Below are 15156 nucleotides of genomic sequence, written 5' to 3' on the forward strand. Positions count from 1 at the left end.
TAGATTTTTGTTAGGTTCAGAGTGGATTGCTAAAAATACAAAAACAGACGGTATGATTGCGTCTGCCGTCTGTATAATAATCGATTCCCTTTTTATCACAGATAACTGTCCGTAAAATCCCAACCCCAAAATAGAGAACAGAGGTCAATCGATTGAGGTAGGTGATAACGGACGGCTAATGTTCGGTTTATCTGGGAAATTGAATCACAAATTTTGTGCCTTTTTCAGGATCGCTCGAAACTTTGATAGCGCCACCATGCCTTCCTATGATTGATTTCACAATGGACAGACCCAGACCTGAGCCAGCGGTTTTCCGTGAACGCGATCCGTCCACCCGATAGAATACATCAAATATAAATGGCAGATGCTCCGCTGGAATTCCTACCCCGGTATCTTCAATATCAATTTTTATATATTTATCTGTTTCACTGCCACGAATGGTAATACTACCTTTTTCACGGTTATAATTATATGCATTCTCAATCAGATTATAAAACGCCCTGTAAAGAAGTGCCGCGTTCCCATATAGCGATACTGTACCACAGTCAATACTATAAGTGATTCCACGATGTTCATATATTGGCGACAACTCGTCGAATACAGTTTCAAACATGGCACCTAAATAGACATCTTCCTTTAATTGTTCGGAATCCTCATTTGAAAAAGCCAGAATGAATAAATCGTTTACGACCTGCGTCAGTCTGTCAATACTTGTTTCCATCATCTGAGCATTTTCCTTATATTCTTCTATAGTAGCTGTTTCATCTATACTAAGCACCTGGATCCCTGCTTTCATTGTTGCAAGGGGTGTTTTCAACTCATGCGCCGCGCTTGCTGAGAAGCGTCTTTGCCTATTAAATGCTTCTTCTAAGCGGTCAAGGGTTTGATTAAAGCTGTTTGTCAGATGGCCCACTTCGTCATGTGATAAACTTTCAGTTAATCTTTGCGACAAGTCCCGTTCGTCAATATCAGACACTTGTTTGCTCAAGTTTGTAACAGGACGCAGAGCTTTCCCTGAAACAAAATACACAAATCCAGTTCCGACAACAGTTATAACAAGACTAAATAATACGCTTCCCAGATCAAAATCTCTTTTTGCTGTTCGTAAAGGCGTCGTAGAACCGCTTTCTGTTTCGTTATGGTCTGCATCCTGAATCACCACACCACCCGAAGTATTATTTTGGGATATGCTGATGGATTCGTTTATTAAAGGTACAAGCGTTTTCTGCGCGTTTAGTATGGAGAATGCAGTCAACGCTGCAGAGCATAGTATTAATACTATGGCTGTGAGTATTGTGATTCGCCATTGTAAAGTTAATTGCCTAAACAAATTCATCATTGCACATCCTCTATGATATAGCCTTGACCACGGATTGTTTTTATCACTTCTTTATCGCTGAAATCTGATAGTTTCTTCTTTAGTGTATGAATGTGGTAACGCAGCGCATTTGAAAAAGGATTAAATTCACTATCCCAAATATGTTCTACTAATTGTTCCGCACTGACAATCCTATTTTTATTCAAAATAAGGTATTCAAAAATGTTATATTCTTTGCGGGTTAAATTTAACGCTTCATTATTGCAGATTACCTTTTTAGCATTTGTGTCAATCATAAAACTACCAAGCATGATTGTTGCCGATATTACTGAGAAATTTCGGCGCAATAGATTTCTGATTCTTGCCTCTAATTCGCCAAAATCAAAAGGTTTAATAAGATAATCGTTAGCGCCTTCATCCAATCCAAGAATTCTTTCGTCAATTTTTGCTCTTGCAGACAGAATTAAAATCTTTGTATCTATATCCTTTTTCCGAATGGTCCTCAATACATCAAGCCCGTCTATTTTGGGGATATTCAAGTCTAAAACGATAATATCGTACTCATTAATTTGGTAATATTCTAAGGCTTCTTCACCATTAAAAACTGTATCAACCGCATAGCCAACCTTGCGAAGTCCCTTTGCAACGATAGCTGAAAGCATTTCTTCATCTTCAACAAGCATTATTTTCATATAAGCACATCCTTATAATTCATCAATTATATCGTATCAAATGAAATGTTAGTTTTTCGTTAGGTTTTTGCACCATTTTCGTGTTCGTTATGCACACTCTGCCAGAGCAAGTGCATTTGAAGCCTTGAAGAACTATTTGATACAAGAGAAACATGTCACAAATATAGGTATGGTGTCATAATGTACACCTTGCAATATCCCCTACTGCCAGCCAATTTACTCCAAAAGGCAGTGGGGCTTTTTCTGCTTTGCAAATTTTCTGTGGACGTCGGTTTATTGACTATACTGTATATAATAAATGAAAGATCGTTCGTGTTCCAAAGAAATTATTGACAAACACCAATTGTTCGATTATAGTGATCATAGTGTTTATAATGATTATGAACAGTATAATGTGAGAGGGTGTTAATTTGAAAATCATTATACAAAACTCATCTGATGTACCTATTTATCAACAGATATATGAACAAATTAGAGAAGCAATTTTGTCAAAAGCTATTTCAGAAGGAGAACTCTTACCGTCAATTCGGCAATTATCAAGAGAACTAAAGGTTAGTGTGATTACAACGACAAGAGCCTATACAGAATTAGAAAAAGACGGTTATATCATGATTGTTCAAGGTAAGGGCTGTTATGTCAAATCCATAAATCAGCACGTACTTGAAGAAAGGCTATTAAAAGGCATTGAGGAACATTTCTCTGAAATTTTGAAATCTGCAAAATTACTAAAAAAGTCAGATGAGGAATTACTTCAACTTTTAAAATTCTTAATGGAGGAAATCAATTATGACAAGTAATGCATTAGAAGTTCGTAATTTAAGGAAAACTTTTAAAGATTTTTGTTTAGATGATATCTCATTTTCTTTGCCAAATGGTTTTATCATGGGATTAGTAGGGAAAAACGGGGCCGGTAAAACAACTACGATCAAACTTATTTTAGAACTCTTGCAAAAAGAAGCGGGAATGATAAAAATATTCAGCAAAGAGCTCCATAGTGATTTTGACATTAAACAAGATATAGCCGTTGTTTTCGATGACTTATTTTTCGTTGATGACTGGAAAATATCGGATGTAGAATCAGCACTTGCACCATTTTATACTAGGTGGGATACTAGTACCTTTCACGGCTATTTAAAAAAATTTAATTTGACAACAAACAAAAAAGTAAAAGAACTATCTAAGGGCATGAAAATGAAATTAATGTTAGCAGTAGCTTTATCACATAAAGCACGCTTACTGATTTTAGATGAACCTACCAGCGGTATTGACCCAGTTGCCCGTGATGAACTATTAGATATCCTTTTACACTACATCGAAGATGAAAATAACAGTATATTATTTTCAACACACATTACCTCCGACCTGGATAAAATAGCTGATTATTTAACGATTATTAATAACGGTACTATTTTTTATACAGGTACCAAAGATGGCTTATTTGAAAAATACTGTATTGTAAAAGGCGGTCTTGAGCTATTGACTACTGAAACTGAAAAATACTTGTTAGGTATCCAAAAAGGCTCCACAGGGTTTTCTGCGTTGTTAGATATTGACAATATCAAATATATTACACCAGATATGATTACTGAAAAGGCTACGATTGATGATGTTCTCATTCATGTTAATTTAGAGAAATAAAGGAGCTGATGTTATGATGACAATTAAGAATTTAATAAAGCTTGATTTTTATGCGATGAAGCCTCTTGCTAAGACAATGATGGCTTTCCTAATCCTACCCATTATTTTAGGTATTGTTGCTGATAAAGGAATGAGCATCATGGTCACATTAACTTTTATGGTATTTATGCTCAACTCTGTTTTTTCAATAACTGAACAGAGCAATTTCAATAAGCTATACGGTGTCTTACCCATTAAAAAATCATTAAATATAATAAGTAGATACTTATTTTCATTGTTGGTTTTAATATGTACAGCTGCCATATCATTTTTAATTTTTATAGCTCTATCAATTATTTCAAATGGCAGTATTAATTGGACAAATGGCATCGTATATTTGACGGTATCCATTGTCATTGCATTATTCTTTATCAGTATTCAATACCCACTCTATTTTAAATTCGAATTTTCAAAAGCAAACCTTATGGCAATACTACCCTACATTGTCTTCTTTGCTATCGGTGTCCCTCTTATTCAATATCTGATGAAAAACGTTACTTTCTATACCAATGTTATGAAAGTCATTAACTATTTTTATGAAAACACAGGAATGCTGGTGATTTTAGGGATGCTTATTTCAGTATTGCTCGTTTGTAGCTCTTGTCTATTATCCTTAAAAATTCAAAAAAAAGAATTTTAAAACGACTATTTAAGTCAATTATCTGGTGTAGAATTACGAGCAGCACTTTTAGCTTAATCAAAACTCTAACATTTTGGGGTCACTACCAAATGGGAGGGTTTATTAGGTGAACAAGGGATGGCAATGGCTATTCTCGATCGATTACTACATCGATCAGAGATTATTCAGTTTGAAGGAGAAAAAAGTCACCGCCTGAAGTATTGAGAAACCCTATTCGACCCAAATACTGTTCAAAATTAATAAGCGAAAAGTGTTCAAAAAGACTTGACGATTACAGTATAGCGTTCAATAACGTGTCGATCATTGAACGCTTCATTTATTTGGTATCAATCTGCGGTGATTTCAATTAAATTACACTCTGGATCTTCAATAACAGCTTCATAATAACCATCACCAGTTACTCTTGGTCCGCTAAGAATTGTATAGCCGTCTTTTTGAAGTTTTTTCGTCATCATATCAACGTCTTCTTTTTTTCCTACAGACATTGCTAAATGTGCGTAGCCTAGGCTACCTGTATGATGCTCTATTTTGTCCTTCTTATGCATAATTTCTAACCGACTTCCTATTTCAAAACTTAAGAAATAAGAATAGAAACCCGTCTTTTTGTTGTGATAAAGCTCACTGCTTTTGGCATTAAAATATTCCGTATAAAAATGCCTCATCTCTTCCAAGTCTTTGACCCATACTGCTATGTGTTCAATTCTCATATATTCTGCTCCTTTATAGTAAATAAGTTGATGTTAACATCATTAAATGAGTTTCACCATGTTCTCAATATCTTCAACCACCATCTGAAATTTCGACTTTTCAATTAAAATGTTTTTGCCAGTCATGATGTAGGAGGGCATAATGCGCTTATCTTGAAAATGAATCTCGTTATGTCGTATCTTGTATGTAGCGGTAGAAGGGACAATGTTTTTTCTGTTTTGCTTTTTGTGAATCATGTTAAAGGCTCTCTTAGCGACGTCGCCCATCAGCATCACCACCTTGAGGTTGGGGAATAACGAAAGTTCGGTTTTAAGATAAGGTAGGCTTTCTAGCAACGCCTCTTTTTCAACGGTATAGTCTGACTTTGGTGTTTTTACAGCGTTGGTAATATAGATGCCCATTGCTAGAATATCAACTATGCTGTTTACTGCAATACCCGCTTGTTGAAAAAGCGGAATGGTCGTTTTCATATAGTCTGCATCAGGTTGACCATAAAAATCATCTGCTGGATCGTGTGGGACCACTTCATTAATCATTATTGCCTTAATTGATTGAGGATCAAGATCAATAGTGTTAAGCTGTATCCCCGTAACCACACCGTGTGTTTGCTCCAGTTTCTCTTTTACATTCACCATATACCACCTCCAAATTATTTGCTTTTATTTTACCACTTTCTCATCGTTAAATCTGCTACTATATGTTTAACACGCAAGCATTTTTTGATTAATTGTATAATAGAGCTGCAAAGAAGAGCGTGGTTATGAGGTATGTAGAAAATTTAAGAAAAATCATAGGCACTTCTCCAATAAATTTAGGTGGCGTTATGATCATTATTGAAAACTGGTATGTCAACACTAAACTGCACACTTTTTTTTGGTTACTTTTCTGAAACTGGAATGAACACTTTCTACTGCGTTAGTTGTGTACATTACCTTGCGGATGGCACTTCCATAGATTAAAAGTGTTATTGCATCATCAATATAAAAGTATCAACGTTCGAGTCGCATACATGAGGAGTGAGCGTTTAGCTCACCCCAACATTTGACACTGACAGAATGATTACCTAAGTTCACTGAAAATAATAGCAAGTCCTTAGCCGGGATCTCATTCTTTCCGCCCATTGCAAGAAGTATAAATCACTTGTTTAAAGTTATCTCTATTAACTATTACGTACTCATAAATTTCTTTCTCCTCTTTTTCGGCAAAAATAACTAATAACTCATTGAATTTAACGGGACGCATACTTTCCAAATTACCTCTATTTATCTCCATTTATATTTCAGATAAACTTGGATATTTTGTCACTTTATAAACTACCAGTATTTTTATAATTTATTCCATTTAACTTAAAATAAATTCATATTTTTAGATATTTTGTATTTACAAATTATTACCAATGACCTATAATAGTAACAGTTTCACTATAAAGAAGTAGTATTCGCAATATGAAAAACCTTCTTCCATTCTTAGCTATCTATATTACCAATTTAACGTTTCTAAAGTTTTTAAATGGAACCTAACTTTAAAGGTTTTTTATGGAAATTAGAAGGTTAACATATTAGCAAGAAAGGAGCTTTGAAAGAAGACTTAGCTTCATTAAAAGTGGCACAACACACCCGATTTTATCCATTATAATTTTGTGAAAGAGTTTAATTAATTGGATAAATATTGAATGTCAGACATTTAGTCAATGTAAAAACAAAAAGGAGTGTATAAGATGTTTAAAAAATTAGGTGTTATTATACTATCGGCTATCATGTTTCTCACAATTATTCCAACACCAATATTTGCTGCCAATGTTAAAGACACTAGCTTCAGTTTTAATATACAATCTAATGCCAACCGTTATACAAGAAGTCGAGCAAAGCAAAATTCATCATCTACTTATGTTCATGTAAAACAAGTACCTGCTGTATATATTCGTACTAACGTTCAGGGTTTTCGACCAACTTCAGGTACCGGTTCCAATTATTGGGCAAATGAAACAATTGGTGGTCAAATCTCTCTAAGAAAAGGACAATGGCTGATAAAACAACTTGTTTATGAAAATGGTGGACGAAGCGCACGATTACAATTTAAAAAGCATTCAACAAATGGTACAGTGTCTGGTGTATGGAGCCCTGATAGTGTAGGTTCTTATCCGTATGCAAACTAGTACTATAATGTAAAATATATAGAAAGAAGCAGAGATTTGTTTATTCTGCCTCTTTCTATACTATTTTAAAATAATTTTGTGATAAAGGGCATATTTTATAACAAGGCATTAGACACGATAAAATAAAGGATAATTGAAGGAGAATGAATCGTGAGGATAAACAAAATAACTATTTTATTCATTTGTATGTTCACTATTCTGCTATCTGGTTGCTCTTATAAAGAATTGGAAGATTCTTTTAGAAGTAAATCAAATAATGAGGAAGGCGATGACCAATACATAAATTCATCCAATGTGCCTGAAAAATCTTCCGAATCAGAAGAAGGAGGGTTGTTTTTTGCCGGGGATACTATTACCTTTACAGATCCAGATAATCAGACCATTGAATACACACTGAATAATGTGTACGTTGTAGATAACCTAAAGGAAATGAATTTAAACATAGATGATTTTGGAGAGAAAGATGTTATTTCTAATGATGGCTCTATTGACGAAACATATCAACTAGTATTAGTCGATGTTACGATAAAAAATGTAGATTTTGAGGGCTATGATTTAGAAAAAGATTCTCCTGTTTTATATATTGAATCAGCGATAGGTTTTAAAGAAGGAATTGAAGATCCTGATGGTCCTTGGCTTTTTGAAGCTTCTTATTTTAGTGAACATCCACCGATGGATCAAAATCAGGGACAAGATTATTATCAGTTTATGTTAGCGTTTGGTGATGAATTAAATGCAACGATTGGCTGGTTCCTTCCTTCTGATCAGCTTGGAGAAGAGCCATTGTATTATATTATTGGCCAAGCAGGTATGCCCGAGGATTACCAGTATTTCGAGTTGAATGTGGATTAGGAGGGGGAAATATTATGCATAAGACGTTTGTCCATTTAATAAAAATAGAATTAAAAAAGGCAATTAAAAATAAATTTTTTGTAACCACCTTAATGGTTGGGAGTATTTTTGCGCTTTTCAGTGCTTGGTATATGATTGATTCCTATGCAGCCTTTGAACATCAAAATAAAGTTTACACCAATAATGGAAACCCTATGATACAACAATTCTCGCTTTTTAACCATTGGATTGGAGGAGAAGCCTTTTCATTAGGCTATACACTTTTTTTTACATTAATTCCATTAATGGCAGTTCTTCCATATAGCTGGTCTTATTTTATTGAAAATAAAATAGGATATGTCAAGTCTATCGTAACAAGAAGCAGTAAGTTTCAATATTATCTATCTAAATACATCGCAACATTTGTCTCTGGCGGTCTTGTTGTGCTGATCCCGCTAATTGCAAACATTTTAATCGTGGCTTGTTTTGTACCAGCAATTACACCGACAAAATTATATCCCTTATACTATGCTGTAGATCATGGTTCCTTATGGTCGGGACTGTTTTACACACATCCGATTATTTATGTCCTACTCTATCTCATTTTAGATTTTGTATTTGCTGGTTTATTCGCTACCATGAGCTTGGCAGTTTCTTTCTTTATCAAAAATAGAATTGCCATTATCTTAATCCCGTTTTTCTTTATCTTGATTCTACACTATTCTCGTACTTTTTTAGCTTACATATATTATAACGAAATTTCTCCACTTCATTATCTGCATTCCACTGCTATTGAAAATTATGCAAATGGAGGGATGGTTCTAACGCAAGGATTGCTTTTTTTCATACTAACATTTGGAATAACAATGAAATTGGGTGTTAAACGTGAAGTTTTTTAAATTATTAAAATATGACTTAAAAAACGGATTTTCACTTAACATCGTAAAACTACTAATTACTGTAATATTTGTACTTGCCTTTTGTATGGATTTTTATTTACGTAAAAGAGGAGCCTATATCATGGATGAAAGTACACCGGCTGGAACATTTATCGATTATTTATTTTCTATGTTTGCCGGCATAAAAGAATATGTTCCTTCTATGACTGATGAATTTTTGATTCCAGTGAAATGGCTGCTACTTCATCTCTTTATACTATACAGTACACTATACTATCCTTCCCGGGACTTATCGTCATTAGGGATAAATATTTTAATTCGAACGAAAGGGAGAATTATATGGTGGATTTCTAAATGTCTATGGAATATTTGCTACGTACTAGTCGTTTATTTGCTGATTTTTATTTCAGTTATTATTTTCTGCCTAATTATGAAGGAACCAATTTCGTTGAATATTAATCCAATGTTTGTCAATGACTTATTAGAAGCGGAAAGTCCATATGATACATTTTCAAATCAATTGGTTTATATTATTCTATTGTTTCCGATGTTCCTTTCCATAAGTCTTAACTTATTACAAATGACGTTATCTTTACTTATCAAGCCTCTATATAGTTTTGGAGTAATGGCTGTTATTCTATTATCTTCGGCTTACTTATTCACTCCATATCTTGCTGGGAACTACGGCATGCCTATTCGTAGTAATCATGTGGTGGAAAACGGATTCACTTTTAGTGGTGGAATACTGCTGTTTTTGATATTAATAGTAGGATCATTTATGATTGGCTGCTTCTACTTTCGACGCTATGATATTTTGGATATGGAAGAAAACAAATGATTGACTTCTCAATTCTTAAAGGGGGGATGAATAATGACAACCATCCAAATGAAAAATGTTAGTAAAAAAATAAAAGGAACGACAGTAATTAATGATGTTTCCATAACATGTTCCTCTGGCCAAGTTACTGGTTTGCGAGGAGTTAATGGCTCAGGCAAAACAATGTTGATGAGGCTGATAGCGGGGCTCATTTTGCCAACTAAAGGAACGATTGAAATAGATGGAAAGCAATTAGGAAAAGATATAACTTTTCCAGACAGCATTGGAATGTTACTTGAAAATCCATCTTTTTTGGACGCCTATTCTGGATTGCAAAATTTAAAAATGTTAGCTTCCATTCGTAAGGAAGTGGACGACCAGCGAATTAAAGAGGTTTTAGCGCAAGTGGGGCTTTCTCTTGAAAGTGGGAAAAAGAAGTATAAAAAATATTCTTTAGGGATGAAACAACGTCTTGGTATAGCAGGAGTCATTTTAGAATACCCGGATATTGTCATATTAGATGAACCAACTAATTCTCTAGATACTAGCGGCGTAGAACTCGTCAAAAAAATCGTACGTCAAGAAAAAGAACGAGGTGCTGTAGTTATTATTACTTGTCATGATACAGATATATTAGATGAATTAGCGGATAGTATTTACCTCTTAGAAAATGGCACTTTGGCAGAAATAACGGAGGAGGTGTAGCAGATATGAAAAAAATCCTTCTTGTTCTATTATACGCCATTCTTCTCATCGGTCTTAGTATTCGTATTTGGTATATCAATAAAGATGTTACCGTTCCACCAGTCAGTTTATTTGAAATAGGGGAAGAAGTTGCTATTGAAAAGGATATATTTTTAGATGAGTTTGAAAATATGGATGGTTATACAGTTACGGTCAACAGTGCTGAAATTATTCCATATGAAACGTTTTTAGCAAAATACGATTATCAGGAAGATGAAGAGAATCCATTATTTGAAGAGAGTGACATGACTTTTCCTGAAATGGTCTATGATTTGCACCTAACTATCAAAAATACTAATACAATCGATAATCCAGAAAAACATAGCGGTATCAATTTTATAAACTATCAGCTAATGGGTACGGATTTTTCATTGCAAATCAGTGATCCTTTGTATATGATTGCTAATCCTGATTTAGAAGGTAAAGTTGCTGATGGATTTCGATTACGTCCTGAGACAGAAATGGACTTTCATCTGCCCTTTTACTTTGCACCATCATCTATTGTAGAACGAGTTGAGGTAGAAGATATCAAGGAGGATAACGTGTATCTCACAGTCTCTTTATATCCAACTGCCAAGCAAATTTTAATTGAGTAGAGAAAGAATGCAAATACTATTTACCATGAGAGTACGTTAGTCCTAAAATTGCCTTTTTAATAAGCAATTTTAGGATTATTTTTATATATTATTTTGGAATTGTATTGGCTCTATAATGAATGTGGTGGTGTTTGCTTCAGTGACAGTCGTTTTTATCATATAAAAAATGCACCGTTCTCTCTCTTTTGTTATCCTAAAGCTGTGAACCAAAAGGCAAAGAAAAGAAAACGTATGCAAAATAATTTTATCGTAGAATGCTTAGGAATAGACAGTCACGCGAGAGTCTGAGAGGTCCCCCAGGAAGCAGAGGACACTATACGTGTAGAGCTTTATACAGAGAAAAGAAAACAAAAATGTCTGAAGTGTGCCTGTAAGACGAAGCGTGTTCACGGGTATCGAAACCAAAAGCTTGAGGGGCCAACAATTCCCCATGATAAAGTGAAAATGCTTCTACGAAAACGTAGGTATCTATGCCAGGCGTGTGGAAAAACATTTTATGAGCGTCTGCTCATAGTTGGTCACTATCAACGGATGAGGACATCTGTTTAAAATGAAGCGCTCATGTATGCGGCTTCTGGCTCATTTGCAGCACGTTGGACGAATATAACGATTACACGGCTGATACGTCTGTTTGATCGTCAGGAGATGAAAACAAATCGTGTGCTTCCAAGAGCCATTGCCATTGATGAATGCAAAGGAGATGCTGGAGGTGAACGCTTCCAGACGATCATTGTTGATGTGGAAAACAAGGAAATTATTGATATTCTTCCAAATCGGAAGGTAGACACGATCAAACAGTATTTGCATACGTGTGATACGGGGAGTGTTGAATTGTCGTCATAGATTTATCGAAGTGGTTCAAAAAAGCCGTTTTTGACGTACTTGGAGACCCTTTAATTATTGCCGATCGGTTTCATTTTATGCGCCAAGTTTACTGGGCATTGGATGAGGTCAGACGCGAAGTGGAAGGCGAAGTTGATAAACGGACCCGGATTCACATGAAACGGAGTAAGAAGTTGTTATGGAAGGCACATGATGATCTCACACAAGAGCAGTATGAGAAAGTGAGTCAGATCCTAGCGATTGATTCACCGTTGAGAGAACAAAAATGTGTGATTTCCTGTCCACACAGAGGATCTGTCTCACTATATGATAACTTTCCAACTGCAAAATATTTTGATAATAGCGCAACGCAATTAATCTATACGCATCAATCGTGTTAATGTTTCTTCAAGCCCTTTTTTGAAAGGGGTTTTTGGAATGGGACCGATTCGATTTTCATATTTTTCTCCACTCAAAATAAACCCTTCTTTAGTGAGGTACATAATTTCGACAATTTCTCTCATAAATACATCGAACAAGCCAATAAAGCGAATAGCATTTTTAGTCAGTGGAATGATAAGCTTTCGACTTCCTGTTACTTGACGAGCAATTTGGATAATTTCTTTACCAGAAATCAATTCCGTGCCTGGTATATTCCAGTTCTCCCCATAAGAATCGTCTTCCATAGCTATATTTATAATCATTCTAGCCGCATCTGGCAAATAGACGTATTCCCGAGGTGTTTTCAGGTTTCCAATAAAAATCGAAATTTTATTGGCTGCCATTCCTTCTAGAGTGGGCTGTAGATAAGAGTTTTGTGATGTAGGACCATAATAATCCGGCAACCGGACAATTAATGCTCTCGCTCTTTTCCATTTGGGACTGAATATCAACTGCTCGAATTCCACTCTAATTTTTCCTTTCTTGGTATGTGGCTGGTGCGGATGACTTTCATCTCCCTTTGCAACCTGATGTCCATATACATAAATTCCATCTACAATAACGATCTTCTTCCCTAGAGTATCTGCTACTTTCATCACACTTTCTCCAAGCAATAGGAGTTTATCCTTCATCTCTTGGTACTTTACATTCGCACATTGAAAAATGACTTCCACGTCTTCAGCCGCATTTATAATTGTCTGATAATCGAATATATCCCCAAGTTTATATGTTAATTTTGGATTATGGTCATGTTCCACCATTAGTGCATTCAATTTACTTTGGGAACGACCGAAAGCAATAACTTCTATTCCTCTACCCAATAATTCCGAAACAATAACTTGGCCTGTCCCACCAGTTGCTCCTAATACAATCGCTGTTTGCATTTACAACACCCTTTTTAGTTAGTGATTAATCAATAACAAAAAATTATAAAAAAATGACTTGTTATTACCTTACGTCTGAATATTTTTATCTCAATTCCATCAATACATACGAAACATTAAGGTTAAACACCCCTGTCAGATAACAATTTTATCTTAGTCCCATAATGTGAACAATACGACCACAATGGCTATAATACCCAATACAACGGACAATGTAGAAATAGAATTCTCCTTATTGCTTTTATTCATCTGTAACACCTCCCGTAAATATGGTTGATTATTTATTTTAGTCCAACCAACTAATGATACAAACGAGAATTATCCCGATTGAAACGTAGTCCATTTTGGCTAATCTCATATTATTACCACCCTTCATTAATTAGTGATTGATCAATAAATAATAGTATAAAAAATAAATAATAAACTAAACTTTATTACTTATCTTTTTTCCATCAATCAACTCAGGGAGATCTAAGAAGTAAGAAATATTACATAATATCCCTCTCGCCAAAAATGTAGTAACTTCACTTTCCACATTCTTTATCCCTGCTTCTTTAAATCGATCTATGGTGTAGCTTCGGATACTCGACAACCCTTTTTGCGCTGCATTTCGTACAGCATCTTCTGTTACGGAGATTCCTATCACCTGTAATGCAATTTCATTAGGATATAATTCAGAAAGCTCTTCATATGCAGCGATCATTTCCTCAACAAGGTTTTCCGGACCAGCATCCACATTTTGAAAAGTATCCAGAATCCTTTCAAATGCTCGCTCTAGAGCTGCAATAAACAATTCTTCCTTTGTTTTAAAAAATTGAAAGACATAAGGTTGTGATATGCCTGATTTCTCTGCAATATGTGCGGTAGTTGTATTATAGTAACCGCTTTTTGCAAATACTTCTAATCCAGCTTCAAGAATCTCCTCTTTGCGCTTTTCCTTACTAGACCTAGCCATGACGGACATCTACTCCTATTTTCAGTTATTGATTGATCAATTACATTATAACCAAATGCAACTAGAATGTCAAACAAGGAATAAACATGGTGACCACTATTTACTGATTATGAAGTAGTTACAAGAAATAATAAAAATAAGGCAAGATGAACATTTTGTATGCGTTCACCTTGCTTACCTATTAGTAGATTCAATTTCACCATATAAATCTAAAACTCCATGTTCAAAAAGACTTTCGATTGTTATAATTAGAACATATTCAATTTCTTTTTCATCAGGAATCTCCGGTTTTGTATACAAATCAAGCCATATTTGCCAATCCAACAATATACCTGCCATACAGCAAAAGTTATTACTCCTATTCCCCATATGCTCATTAGAAGAATTGTAATATCAGCTGAAATGCTAAAAGTGTATGGGTTACCTGGTACATGCGATACATTGGGATACCATTTTCCTGACACCTGAGTGGATGTAGTTGCATATATAGGAAGCAATGACAAAAACCAATTGACAAGAAAGGCTATAGGTAACAAATAAAAAACAATAGCCATTTTTCTAATCTCATAGTGCCATTTAATTGAAATAGCATTTGGTAACAAAAGGCGTAATACAAAAAGGCAAACAACAATAGTACTCCCTGTAACAGTTAAAGTAAAAAGTAGTTGAATTATCATACTCATTAATACCACCTACTTTTCTGAGAACCATTTTTTAAGTTCTTCAATATCTTCATTTGATAGTTTATCACCATCATATAAAGCTGAAATTAGATTTTTAACTGAACCTTGATATAATCCGTCTAGTACACTTTTAGTTTCCATATACTTGTAATCTTCAACTGAAATACAAGGAGTATATTTGTTTGTTCGTCCGTCCCTCTGATAGTTGGAGGATTAGGTTTTGGCACCAATCATCTTCTAGGATTTACATTTCCTATCCAAAAACCCTACCAAAATTTTTTCTTGGTAGGGTTT

At 34.7% G+C, this 15156-nt stretch carries 16 protein-coding genes and 3 pseudogenes; 11 read left to right on the forward strand and 8 right to left on the reverse strand.

The annotated features are described in order from the left end of the window. Positions 1 to 187: 187 nt before the first annotated feature. Both JOE23_RS12515 and JOE23_RS12520 read right to left on the reverse strand, forming a co-directional pair. On the reverse strand, positions 188 to 1336 hold the full coding sequence (locus JOE23_RS12515; RefSeq protein WP_204438851.1) for a sensor histidine kinase: 1149 nt from the start codon (positions 1334 to 1336) through the stop codon (positions 188 to 190). Further along, positions 1336 to 2010 carry a response regulator transcription factor gene (locus tag JOE23_RS12520; RefSeq protein WP_204438852.1) on the reverse strand — a complete coding sequence of 225 codons (675 nt, stop codon included), beginning with the start codon at positions 2008 to 2010 and terminating at the stop codon, positions 1336 to 1338. Before JOE23_RS12520 ends, JOE23_RS12515 begins: the two co-directional genes overlap by 1 nt. A 410-nt stretch (positions 2011 to 2420) precedes the next feature. Here JOE23_RS12520 and JOE23_RS12525 point away from each other — a divergent pair, with 410 nt between their 5' ends. The 4 genes and pseudogenes from JOE23_RS12525 to JOE23_RS17960 all read left to right on the forward strand — a co-directional run. After that, the gene (locus JOE23_RS12525) at positions 2421 to 2807 is read left to right on the forward strand and encodes a GntR family transcriptional regulator (RefSeq protein WP_204438853.1); all 387 of its coding nucleotides are present in this window, start codon (positions 2421 to 2423) and stop codon (positions 2805 to 2807) included. Next, positions 2797 to 3648, forward strand: coding sequence for an ABC transporter ATP-binding protein (locus JOE23_RS12530; protein WP_204438854.1), 852 nt, complete (start codon positions 2797 to 2799; stop codon positions 3646 to 3648). Before JOE23_RS12525 ends, JOE23_RS12530 begins: the two co-directional genes overlap by 11 nt. A 13-nt stretch (positions 3649 to 3661) precedes the next feature. After that, positions 3662 to 4327, forward strand: coding sequence for an ABC-2 transporter permease (locus tag JOE23_RS12535; RefSeq protein WP_204438856.1), 666 nt, complete (start codon positions 3662 to 3664; stop codon positions 4325 to 4327). Between the two features lie 96 nt (positions 4328 to 4423). Beyond that, positions 4424 to 4531 (forward strand): annotated as a pseudogene (locus JOE23_RS17960) (ATP-binding protein); the annotation flags it as partial. A gap of 122 nt (positions 4532 to 4653) precedes the next feature. Here the strand turns inward: JOE23_RS17960 and JOE23_RS12540 are convergent. Then, positions 4654 to 5034 (reverse strand): VOC family protein, encoded by a 381-nt coding sequence (locus JOE23_RS12540; RefSeq protein WP_204438858.1) that lies wholly within the window; start codon positions 5032 to 5034, stop codon positions 4654 to 4656. 42 nt (positions 5035 to 5076) lie between these two features. Next, positions 5077 to 5670, reverse strand: a complete 594-nt coding sequence (locus tag JOE23_RS17965) for a uracil-DNA glycosylase family protein (protein ID WP_239585410.1) — start codon at positions 5668 to 5670, stop codon at positions 5077 to 5079. Between the two features lie 1082 nt (positions 5671 to 6752). Here JOE23_RS17965 and JOE23_RS12550 point away from each other — a divergent pair. From JOE23_RS12550 to JOE23_RS18305, 7 genes and pseudogenes are all read left to right on the forward strand, one after another. Next, entirely contained in the window at positions 6753 to 7190 is a 438-nt protein-coding gene (locus JOE23_RS12550; RefSeq protein ID WP_204438860.1) for a hypothetical protein, read from the forward strand. Positions 7191 to 7340: 150 nt separating this feature from the next. Further along, a complete protein-coding gene (locus JOE23_RS12555; RefSeq protein WP_204438862.1) occupies positions 7341 to 8042 on the forward strand; it encodes a DUF5027 family lipoprotein in 702 nt (233 codons plus the stop codon). 14 nt (positions 8043 to 8056) lie between these two features. Then, entirely contained in the window at positions 8057 to 8920 is an 864-nt protein-coding gene (locus JOE23_RS12560) for a hypothetical protein (protein ID WP_204438863.1), read from the forward strand. Between the two features lie 121 nt (positions 8921 to 9041). Beyond that, entirely contained in the window at positions 9042 to 9758 is a 717-nt protein-coding gene (locus JOE23_RS12565) for a hypothetical protein (protein WP_204438864.1), read from the forward strand. A gap of 33 nt (positions 9759 to 9791) precedes the next feature. Continuing rightward, on the forward strand, positions 9792 to 10442 hold the full coding sequence (locus tag JOE23_RS12570) for an ATP-binding cassette domain-containing protein (protein ID WP_204438865.1): 651 nt from the start codon (positions 9792 to 9794) through the stop codon (positions 10440 to 10442). 5 nt (positions 10443 to 10447) lie between these two features. Next, positions 10448 to 11077: a DUF5028 domain-containing protein gene (locus JOE23_RS12575; RefSeq protein ID WP_204438866.1), complete on the forward strand. Its 630-nt coding sequence runs from the start codon at positions 10448 to 10450 to the stop codon at positions 11075 to 11077. Positions 11078 to 11308: 231 nt separating this feature from the next. Continuing rightward, positions 11309 to 12180, forward strand: a pseudogene (locus tag JOE23_RS18305) (transposase); the annotation flags it as partial. A 93-nt stretch (positions 12181 to 12273) separates the two neighbouring features. Here the strand turns inward: JOE23_RS18305 and JOE23_RS12585 are convergent. From JOE23_RS12585 to JOE23_RS12600, 4 genes and pseudogenes are all read right to left on the reverse strand, one after another. Further along, positions 12274 to 13224: an SDR family oxidoreductase gene (locus tag JOE23_RS12585; RefSeq protein WP_204438867.1), complete on the reverse strand. Its 951-nt coding sequence runs from the start codon at positions 13222 to 13224 to the stop codon at positions 12274 to 12276. A 424-nt stretch (positions 13225 to 13648) separates the two neighbouring features. Next, positions 13649 to 14179: a TetR/AcrR family transcriptional regulator gene (locus JOE23_RS12590; RefSeq protein ID WP_204438868.1), complete on the reverse strand. Its 531-nt coding sequence runs from the start codon at positions 14177 to 14179 to the stop codon at positions 13649 to 13651. Between the two features lie 174 nt (positions 14180 to 14353). After that, positions 14354 to 14503 (reverse strand): hypothetical protein, encoded by a 150-nt coding sequence (locus JOE23_RS12595; RefSeq protein ID WP_204438869.1) that lies wholly within the window; start codon positions 14501 to 14503, stop codon positions 14354 to 14356. 368 nt (positions 14504 to 14871) lie between these two features. Continuing rightward, positions 14872 to 15060, reverse strand: a pseudogene (locus JOE23_RS12600) (BlaI/MecI/CopY family transcriptional regulator); the annotation flags it as partial. Positions 15061 to 15156: the final 96 nt, after the last annotated feature.

Origin of the sequence: Amphibacillus cookii (assembly GCF_016908375.1) — a bacterium.
GTDB classification, from domain to species: Bacteria; Bacillota; Bacilli; order Bacillales; family Amphibacillaceae; genus Amphibacillus_C; species Amphibacillus_C cookii.

Coding starts and splice junctions, on each gene's coding strand:
- JOE23_RS12515 (WP_204438851.1), bottom strand. CDS start 1,336: ATGAATTTGTTTAGGCAATTAACTTTACAATGGCGAATCACAATACTC.
- JOE23_RS12520 (WP_204438852.1), bottom strand. CDS start 2,010: ATGAAAATAATGCTTGTTGAAGATGAAGAAATGCTTTCAGCTATCGTT.
- JOE23_RS12530 (WP_204438854.1), top strand. CDS start 2,797: ATGACAAGTAATGCATTAGAAGTTCGTAATTTAAGGAAAACTTTTAAA.
- JOE23_RS12535 (WP_204438856.1), top strand. CDS start 3,662: ATGATGACAATTAAGAATTTAATAAAGCTTGATTTTTATGCGATGAAG.
- JOE23_RS12540 (WP_204438858.1), bottom strand. CDS start 5,034: ATGAGAATTGAACACATAGCAGTATGGGTCAAAGACTTGGAAGAGATG.
- JOE23_RS17965 (WP_239585410.1), bottom strand. CDS start 5,670: ATGGTGAATGTAAAAGAGAAACTGGAGCAAACACACGGTGTGGTTACG.
- JOE23_RS12550 (WP_204438860.1), top strand. CDS start 6,753: ATGTTTAAAAAATTAGGTGTTATTATACTATCGGCTATCATGTTTCTC.
- JOE23_RS12560 (WP_204438863.1), top strand. CDS start 8,057: ATGCATAAGACGTTTGTCCATTTAATAAAAATAGAATTAAAAAAGGCA.
- JOE23_RS12565 (WP_204438864.1), top strand. CDS start 9,042: ATGGATGAAAGTACACCGGCTGGAACATTTATCGATTATTTATTTTCT.
- JOE23_RS12570 (WP_204438865.1), top strand. CDS start 9,792: ATGACAACCATCCAAATGAAAAATGTTAGTAAAAAAATAAAAGGAACG.
- JOE23_RS12575 (WP_204438866.1), top strand. CDS start 10,448: ATGAAAAAAATCCTTCTTGTTCTATTATACGCCATTCTTCTCATCGGT.
- JOE23_RS12585 (WP_204438867.1), bottom strand. CDS start 13,224: ATGCAAACAGCGATTGTATTAGGAGCAACTGGTGGGACAGGCCAAGTT.
- JOE23_RS12590 (WP_204438868.1), bottom strand. CDS start 14,179: ATGGCTAGGTCTAGTAAGGAAAAGCGCAAAGAGGAGATTCTTGAAGCT.